The organism is Atopococcus tabaci DSM 17538, from assembly GCF_000429585.1.
Taxonomy (GTDB): domain Bacteria; phylum Bacillota; class Bacilli; order Lactobacillales; family Carnobacteriaceae_A; genus Atopococcus; species Atopococcus tabaci.
Genome location: NZ_AUCD01000084.1, coordinates 1 through 8,967, shown reverse-complemented (window position 1 = coordinate 8,967; position 8,967 = coordinate 1). Strand labels below are relative to the sequence as shown.

Genomic DNA, 8,967 nt, shown 5'->3' with positions numbered 1-8,967 from the left:
GAGGAGGCACGGGTTATCCGGTATTAGCCCCGGTTTCCCGGAGTTATCCCGATCTTACAGGCAGGTTGCCCACGTGTTACTCACCCGTTCGCCACTCATCCGCGCTCTGCAAGCAGAGCGCTTCAGCGTACGACTTGCATGTATTAGGCATGCCGCCAGCGTTCGTCCTGAGCCAGGATCAAACTCTCGTAAAAGTTTGTAGCTCATTTGTTTGTTGCAATTGTTGCAGAACATTGTTCTGCGGGTGTTGTCTTGACTGTGTCAAGACTCCCTGCACATTTGGTCGTTTTGCTTTGTTCAGTTTTCAAAGGTCCACTTCGTTGCTGTTTTTGTTTCAGCAGCAACTCTCATATCATATCAGCTTTTCAATTATAAAGTCAAGGACTTTTTTTAATATTTTTTGAGCGATTTTCCTAAGCGGTATTTATGACCATCTTAGTATTGTAAGCGCTCCCTCGCTGACCTTTTGTAGTATAGCATGCTTCCGAAAGAAATGTCAACTCCAATTTGGAATTTTCTTTTTTCTTGAAGCATGGCGTCTTTTTGACGACAAGTGATACTTTATCATCTTTTCTACAAGTGGTCAATACATAAATTGGATTTTCATTACTTTTTATGAAAAAAATACCAACTGCCTGTCAAAAGCAGTCGGTACTCGGGTTAAAGATATTGTTTTTCGCGCGCCGCTTCAAGTATTCCCGCCAGCGTCAATTGGTCTGTATGCTCCACACTGTAGTCCGCATCTTTCATCGATTGAGGAGTGCCGACCCCTACAGAAAACATTCCTGCTGCATTGATTGCTTCGATACCGGCCTCTGCGTCTTCAATTCCCACACATTCGTTTGGCGGAACTCCCAGTAACTCTGCTCCTTTTAAGAATATTTCCGGATCCGGCTTTCCTCTTTGAAGTTGAGCTGGGTCCACAATTGCATCAAATTCTTCCATGATTCCCAACCGTTCCAAAATCACAGGTGCATTTCTACTGGCAGAAGCGATCGCCATCCGTATGTCGTTTTCTTTTATTTCCTCGAGAAATTCGGGGATCCCTGGCAATAAATCTTCCGGAGTGATTTGAGTAATCAGCTCTTTGTAGTCTTCATTTTTTTCGGCTGCCAGCTGTTTCTTTTCTTCTTCGGTGAATTCCTCTTCTTTATTTCCGTACGCCAAAATACGCTCCAACGACTCCATGCGGCTGATACCTTTCAACTGTTCGTTAAACTCCCTGTCGAAAGATATGCCGATACGCTCCCCGAGTTTTTTCCAAGCTCGGTAATGGAATTCAGCCGTGTCTGTCAATACGCCGTCCAAGTCAAAAATAAAAGCCTTCATCCTACACAGTCCTCCGTAATTCGTCATAACGTCTAAGAAACAAGCATCCATTCTCTCTTATAAAAAGCATAATGAACGGATTTCTTCTATATATGGAGAAAAGCCGCCTAAAAAAGATTCAGCGGCTCTTCGCTTGTTTATCACTCAAAAGATACAGATAATTAAACCGGAACTGACAAACTGTCCGCCAGCTGTTTTTCTTCCCCGAACACTTCAATTGTTAAAGGATCTCCTTCTTCAAGGGAGAAAACGGCCGTTTCTTTGTTCACCGCCACTCGGACCAACCGTTTGCGGTACTTGATGTTAAACGAATAACTGTCCCATTGCTCCGGGCAATACGGAGCAAAAGTCAACTTTCCGGTATAGGTCCGCATACCGGCGAACCCTTGTGCAATCGACAGCCAGCCTCCACTCATGGAAGTGATGTGCAGCCCGTCTTCTGTATCGTTGTTGTAGTTGTCCAAGTCCAAACGTGCGGTGCGTCTATACATCTCAAATGCTTTTTCCCGTTTGCCAAGCTCAGAAGCTAAAATGGAGTGGACAGATGGCGACAGAGAAGATTCATGAACGGTCATCGGTTCATAGAAATCGAAGTTCCGCTCTTTTTCTTCGTGCGTATACTCATGGTTCAAGAAATACAAGCCTTGAAGCACATCTGCTTGTTTAATAAATGGCGAACGCAGGATTTTATCCCATGACCAGTGTTGGTTCAGCGGACGCTCCGTTGGATCCAATGTGTCAACGGTACGCAACTCTTTATCCATAAACGTATCGTGTTGGATAAAGATACCCAGTTCTTCGTCTACCGGATAGTACATATTGTCGATGATGTCCTGCCATTGCTCCAACTCTGAATCAGAAAGCTCCAACTCCGACTGTTTGGCTTCATCAACCCGCTTCAAGCTCTCAAGCGTATAACGCAGCGTCCACGTAGCGATTGTGTTGGTGTACCAGTTGTTGTTGACATTGTTTTCATATTCATTCGGCCCTGTGACCCCATGAATCATGTATCTTTGTTTGTTCTCGGAATAGTGAACCCGGTCTGCCCAGAAGCGGGAAATGGCGACCAACACATCGACGCCTTTCGTAAGAAGATACTCTTCATCTCCTGTATAGGTTGTGTAATTGAAGATGGCATGCGCGATGGCACCATTGCGGTGGATTTCTTCAAATGTAATTTCCCACTCGTTGTGGCATTCCACACCGGTGAACGTGACCATTGGATAGAGCGCTCCTTTCAAGCCTTGACGCTTCGCATTCAGGAAGGCTCCTTCCAGTTGGTTGTGACGGAAGATCAAAAGTTGACGAGATACCTCTTCATCGGTGACCGCCAAGTACATCGGTAGGATACACGCTTCCGTGTCCCAGTACGTCGCACCGCCGTATTTTTCTCCGGTGAACCCTTTAGGTCCGACATTCAACCGTGGATCGTCGCCATAATAAGTGGAGAATAATTGGAAAATACTGAAACGGACACCTTGTTGGCCGGCCGGATCGCCTTCAATAGCCACATCTGATTTGTGCCAGCGCTCTTCCCACACCTGTGTGTGTTCTTCTTCCAACCGTTCGGCTCCTTTTTCCACTGCAACGTTCAGGATCGTTTCCGCTTTTTCGCGTTGACTTTCAAGTGGAATGTCGCGGCTGGTGACCACTGAGACCAGTTTGGTCAGTTCAGCCGTTTCGCCTTCACTCAACGTGTATTCGAATTGTTCCGCCACCAGCATGTCTTCATCCGAGACGCTTTGGGTGGTGTGCCCATTTGTCACGTTCTGCATCATTGCAGTGACCGTGAACCGTTCTGTCCCAAACGGGTTTTCTTTTGTTTTCGTGGTCAGAAAACTTTTTTCGCCGCTTTTTCGGTCCACTTCCAACCAAAACTTCTCGTCATAGTTGGCGTCTTCGTTTTCGACGTCTCCATCAATTTTAGAGATGAAGGTGACATCCGCGGTCCCTTTGAGAACTTTGGCCTCCACTTGAATAACTGCCAACTCTTTTGTGGCTACACTGACATATCGTTTGAAAGAAAGCTGTACTTCTTTCTCGCCTTGCACCCATATATAACTTCGGGTAAGAATGCCTTCTTTCATATCCAGATTCAATTGGAAGTCTCTTATCTCATCCGTGGCTGTATCCACGCGGTGTCCATCAATGAAGATATCCACCAAGATGAAGTTGACGGCGTTGATGACTTTTCCGAAATAGTCCGGGTAACCGATTTTCCACCAACCTACCCGAGTTTTGTCCGGAAACCATACTCCTGCCAAATACGTTCCGATATGCGTGTCCCCGGAGTATCCTTCTTCAAAGTTGCCCCGCATCCCCATATATCCGTTCCCGATGGAGGTCAAGCTTTCTTGGAGACGTTTGTTTTCTTTGTCTAGTTCTGATGTTCTGATGTTCCATGGATCGATTTCAAATAAGCGTTTCATTTTATTCACTCCTAAGCAGCAGTAGTTAGTTTATTATCATTAAAGGTTGTCTTAGCATACAGGACCAACAACAAAATCATCAAACCGAATGTTTGCAGCATCAGCATCCAAGAAATATCGAAGCGGATAAGCCCCGCAAACATAGCCGCAACCGTCGGAAGCGTAATGAGGTTCAATAGAAGATTAACGGATTCTTTATAGGTCGAAATGCTGGTGAGCGGGCTTGATTTGGTCAAATACAGAAACACAGATGCCCCGAAGACCAGAAGTCCCAACATGACGAACAAGAACCCTGACAGCAGCAATGAAAAAAATGCCACAACAAATACTTTGTTTTGTGCAAACCACTGTCTGCTTACTTCTTCTACAACTCCCGCTCCATTCTCAGTGTTTTCCAGCGAGAAGTTTTGAGTGTACGAAACAGTTGACGTCGGAAGACCGGATTCTTTCAACAGCAGATGTGTTTCTTCAAATAAGATAACCGTATCTTCTGCCAGTATGTTTTCCGCTTCTTCCTGGTTCAGTCCGCCTCCCACTACTCCGTCTCCTTCAGAATACAGAAAGGGTTCGCCCATTTTCATTTTCCCGTTTTTGTAACTTGCCGCCTGAAATGCGTCCACCGGCTGTTGTTTCATCAACTCCGCTGTTTTGGGATACACTCGCTCTAACGGAAAGGTGTCCATCTGAGCGTAGTGAAGCGTAACCGGGATGGTCAGCAGTGCGTTCAAAAAGAACAGTACCGTCACGATTCCCGGCCAGCCCAGTTGATGACGATGACGAAATGCTGATATCGGTGTCCATATGCTTTTGAAATAATTGACTGGAAACACATCTGTTTTCATTATATTTACCCTGCCTTACTTCTGGGCTTGGTGCACACTCTTTTTCACCATCAGCCTTTGGTTCCTCCAGCTGTCAAACCGGCAACAAAGTTCTTCTGCAAGAAAAAGAACAAGGTCGAAATCGGAACCGCGATGAGAATGGCTCCCGCGGCGAATAATGCCACACGTTGCTGCCGGGGATCATTGATGAACGTCTGAAGACCAATCGCCACTGTATAGTTCTCAGGCGAACGCAGCAAGAACCGGGCCAACATGTACTCTCCAAATGGGGACATGAACGCCCACAATGCCTGCACCGCAATCATCGGACGGACGAGCGGCAGAATGATCTGCCAAAATGTACGAACATGTCCGGCACCGTCGAGACGCGCGGATTCATCCAGTTCAATCGGCACCGTGTCAAAGTACCCTTTCATCAGCCAGGTGTTCATCGGAATGCCTCCGCCGATATAGATAAAAATCAAGAACCAATGTTGGTCCAATCCGCCAATCAGCAATGCCATTACGTAGAATGCCGTCAAAGCAGCCATCGTTGGAACCATCTGCACAATCAAAAAGAATTTTAATGTTGATTTTCTCCCTACAAAGCGGTACCGGCTGTAAGCGAAACCTGCCAGCGTGATGGCTGATACTTGGATCAGCATCGTAATGACCGCCACGCGCAAGGTGCTCATGTACCAGCGGGTGTAAAGCGTGTCATTAAACAAACGTCTGAAGTTGTCCAACGTCCAGTTGGCGTCAAAACTGAGGTCGAAAGCCATCAAGTTCCCGGCTTTGAATGCCGATGTGATTGTGATCAATAAAGGATAGATGACCACGATGGATAAACCGATTAAATAGGCATACGTGAAAAGCTTGTTCCAAAAGCGTTGGTTTTTTTGTGTCCGGATTCTTTTCTGTTTTGCCATTGTGTTCAATCCTCCATTTCAAACGCGCGCGTCCGGCTGAAAACAATCATCGAGATGGTGATGACGACTGCCGAGATGATCAAGGTGACTGCCGCTGCGACGTTGTATTGAGGCGATTGCCCGGTTGTGAGTTTGTATATCCAGGAAATCAAGATATCTGTCGAACCGGCTCCGCTTCCTACACTTCCCGGTCCTCCTTCGTTGAACAGGTAAATCATCGTGAAGTTATTGAAGTTTCCGGTGTATTGAGTGACAAAAATCGGCGCAGCCACTGCGAAAATCTGCGGAAGCGTAATGTACCGAAACTTCTGAAGGGCCGTTGCGCCGTCAATAACCGCTGCTTCATACCAATCGTTTGGAATGGACTGCAAGATGCCAGACGTCAAGACGTAAATATATGGGTAACCCAGCCATCCTTGAATCATGATGATGGCAACTTTTGTCCAGAACGGATCGGTTTTCCATGAAATGGCCGGAATTTCAAAAAATGGAATCAAACTGTTCAAAAACGGAATCACCTGGGAGTTAATAGCTCCGATACTCGGGTTGAACATATTGGAAAATGTCAAAATGGTGATGAATGCCGGCACCGCCCACGGCAGAAGCAATATCACACCGAAAACCCGTCTGAACTTCACGAACGGTTGGTTGACCACCACAGCCGTGAAAATTCCGATGACCAGTTGAAGTGTGGTCGCACTCAACGTCCAGATGACGGTCCAAGAAAATACAGAGACAAACGTCGTACGATAAGTGCTTAAAGTAAAAATATTGGTGAACGTCTCCAGCCCTACCCAGTCCACCAAGTTGGCCGGCGGAACATTGGTGAAGTCATAGTTGGTGAACGCAATAAAGATGGTCACCAAGACCGGGAAGACAATAGCAAAAATCATGACAAGGTATGCCGGAATGGTTAATAGGTAAGCAAATCCATTTTGAAAGGCATTCATCAATATGTCTTTTGCAGAAGTGTTCACGTTATCCGCGTTAATTGCACGAATTTTAGCCACTCGGTTGGCGTCGTAAATATTGATTCCATAGAACAAAAAGAAAATCAAAAGGACCAACAGCTGCAGGGTGCCTTCAATCAGAAGGAACAAAGAATGGTCTTCACGGGGAGTGGTCCCCAGTGTAACCAATCCTTCAATTGCCGCTATTCCAAAGACAGCCATTTCAACGATGAACAAGGCAAAAATCAGCAAGAACATTATACCTTTGAATGCTTGTTTATTGTAAAATTGTCCTCCACCAGGAATAAGAGAGGCTAGAGTAGCTCGTTTAATCTGCTGAGTTTCTCTTTTAGTGAATGCTAACTTTTTTGCAGATGCAGTTCCTTCCACTGCACTCAACTCCTTTTCCAAAGACGGCCGAAACTTGAAAATGGTTCAGCAGCGCTTCATTTCCTCTCCGCCGAACCATTTTCAAAGTTTATGCGCTACAGGATTCTTCTATATAGTAGAATCAATATTTTTGTTCGATGTTGTCAGAGATGATTTGAACCGCATCATTCGCTGCTTGTTCCGGAGTTTTATTTCCAGAACCGGCATCAAACATCATTGTCTCTGCTCCTGTCCAGACTTCGGCCATCTCTGGGATGTTCGGCATCGGTACCGCGTTGTTGTACTGTTCGATTACCGCCACCGCCAACTCATCCTCTCCAGTTTCTTGAATGGCAGTACGAGCATGCTGGTTGGCCGGCACTTCGTTTGTGTACTCTTCATGCAGCAGCATCATGTTTTCTTCGTTGGTCACAAAGTTTAACCATTCTTCGGCAATTTCCAAGTTTTCAGAATAGTTGTTGATGATCCAGCCTTTTCCTCCGCCGAACGGTTCGTATTCATTTCCATTTGGCAAGGTTGGAATCGGCGCGACACTGTAGTTGACTTCGTTGGTATTGTAGTTGGCGGCTCCCCAAGGACCGTTGATGATGGCCGCTGCTTTGCCGCTGATAAATTGTTCATCGATGAAGTCCCCGGCGCTGGTTACGTCCAACATCCCTTGAGGCCAGACTTCTTGGAACCATTGAGTGGCGTATTCGATTCCTTCGATGGCTCCCGGAGTATTCAAACCGACATCAGATGGGTCTGTCCCGTCTTGTCCAAAGACATATCCGCCGTACCCGGACAACAACCCATACGAGTTATAAAAGTCTACCCAGTTTGCCAAGAAGGCTGTGCTCTTTCCGGACTCACTTTCAAATGCAAAGCGTTCGTCTTCGGTGAGTGCTTCAAGGTCTTCAAAGGTTTGTGGCGCACTGTCCAATAAATCTTGGTTCCAGTACATTACCAACGCTTCAATCACAAACGGCGAACCGTATTGCGTGCCGTCGATCGTCACTTGCTGTTGGTCCACTTCGTCGTAACGCCCGTCATCAGGAAGCGTCACAGGAGCCAGGTGTCCTTGCTGCCCTAATCCTCCGATACGGTCATACGGTGCGAGCATGACATCCGGAGCCAATCCGGACGGACCATCCAGAGGCAGCGCTTCTAGAATTTCGAACATGTCACGCTCGGTCACTTCAATCGTCACACCATGCTCTTCTTCAAAAGCCGGCGCAATCGCTTCAACGTAAGCTACGTAGTCTGACCCTACTCCTACTTCCAGTGTATTGCCGTCATTTTCTGCTGCGCCGCCGGTTTGCCCACCCGTATCAGTTGCGGGATCTTCTCCGCCTCCACACGCTGAAAGAACAACCGCACTAGCCGAAACAAAACCTAACGCATATTTTTTCCATTTTGTTTTACTCATGTACTGATCCTCCTTAAAATTTTATGTAAGTGTTTACATTTCTATTATCTGTTATCTTTGCCGTTTATTCAAACCCTATTTGAATGTTATCGGTAACAAGATGATCCCCATATCCGCTTTGGCTCTTTTTTCCGCCCGACAACGCGGGGAGAGACTGTGGACAATAGAAAAACAAGGCCCTTCTGTTCAGCGGGAAGGACCTTATGAGGTATCCATTATTGTATTCTTGTTATTACTTTTCTTCCAAAACTCTGCTATTTGTTCCACGTCTTTATCGCCGCGCCCCGACAAGTTGATGACAACAATTTGCTTTCTATCCATTTCTGGGACCATTTTGATCGCATGAGCAACCGCGTGCGAACTTTCTAAAGCCGGAATAATGCCTTCTGTTTTTGATAATAGAGTGAATGCTTCCACAGCTTCTTTGTCTGTGACAGCTCGGAACTCCGCCCGGTTACTCTCTTTTAAGTACGCATGTTCAGGGCCGACTCCCGGGTAGTCAAGACCAGCTGAAATGGAATAGGTGTCTTTTACCTTTCCTTCTTTATCAGTTAAGAAATACGTCTTCATACCGTGTTCAACTACTATTTGACCGTTTGTCAAGGTAGCTGCATTCTTATGTATGCGTCAAGTTTTCCTCGGTAACCTTTATTCTAAATGACCCTTAATATAAATGCGGTTATTTGTTTCTATTCATTTAACTAAATGAAA

Annotated in this window: 6 protein-coding genes, 1 rRNA gene and 1 pseudogene; all 8 read right to left on the bottom strand. The window is 46.1% G+C overall.

Annotated features, from left to right (window positions below):
• Window positions 1-194: ribosomal RNA gene (locus G470_RS0110460) — 16S ribosomal RNA — on the bottom strand; the annotation flags it as partial.
• Window positions 195-660: 466 nt separating this feature from the next.
• On the bottom strand, window positions 661-1,329 hold the full coding sequence (pgmB, locus tag G470_RS0110455) for a beta-phosphoglucomutase (protein ID WP_028274765.1): 669 nt from the start codon (window positions 1,327-1,329) through the stop codon (window positions 661-663).
• Between the two features lie 161 nt (window positions 1,330-1,490).
• Window positions 1,491-3,758 (bottom strand): glycoside hydrolase family 65 protein, encoded by a 2,268-nt coding sequence (locus G470_RS0110450; protein WP_035445582.1) that lies wholly within the window; start codon window positions 3,756-3,758, stop codon window positions 1,491-1,493.
• 11 nt (window positions 3,759-3,769) lie between these two features.
• The gene (locus G470_RS0110445; protein ID WP_035445580.1) at window positions 3,770-4,600 is read right to left on the bottom strand and encodes a DUF1189 family protein; all 831 of its coding nucleotides are present in this window, start codon (window positions 4,598-4,600) and stop codon (window positions 3,770-3,772) included.
• 50 nt (window positions 4,601-4,650) lie between these two features.
• Window positions 4,651-5,517 (bottom strand): sugar ABC transporter permease, encoded by an 867-nt coding sequence (locus G470_RS0110440; RefSeq protein WP_420806592.1) that lies wholly within the window; start codon window positions 5,515-5,517, stop codon window positions 4,651-4,653.
• Window positions 5,514-6,716 carry a carbohydrate ABC transporter permease gene (locus G470_RS0110435; RefSeq protein WP_084172180.1) on the bottom strand — a complete coding sequence of 401 codons (1,203 nt, stop codon included), beginning with the start codon at window positions 6,714-6,716 and terminating at the stop codon, window positions 5,514-5,516. Before G470_RS0110435 ends, G470_RS0110440 begins: the two co-directional genes overlap by 4 nt.
• Window positions 6,717-6,969: 253 nt before the next feature.
• Window positions 6,970-8,256: an extracellular solute-binding protein gene (locus tag G470_RS0110430; RefSeq protein WP_028274760.1), complete on the bottom strand. Its 1,287-nt coding sequence runs from the start codon at window positions 8,254-8,256 to the stop codon at window positions 6,970-6,972.
• A 201-nt stretch (window positions 8,257-8,457) separates the two neighbouring features.
• Window positions 8,458-8,874: pseudogene (locus G470_RS0110425) on the bottom strand (tryptophan synthase subunit beta); the annotation flags it as partial.
• Between the last annotated feature and the right edge of the window lie 93 nt (window positions 8,875-8,967).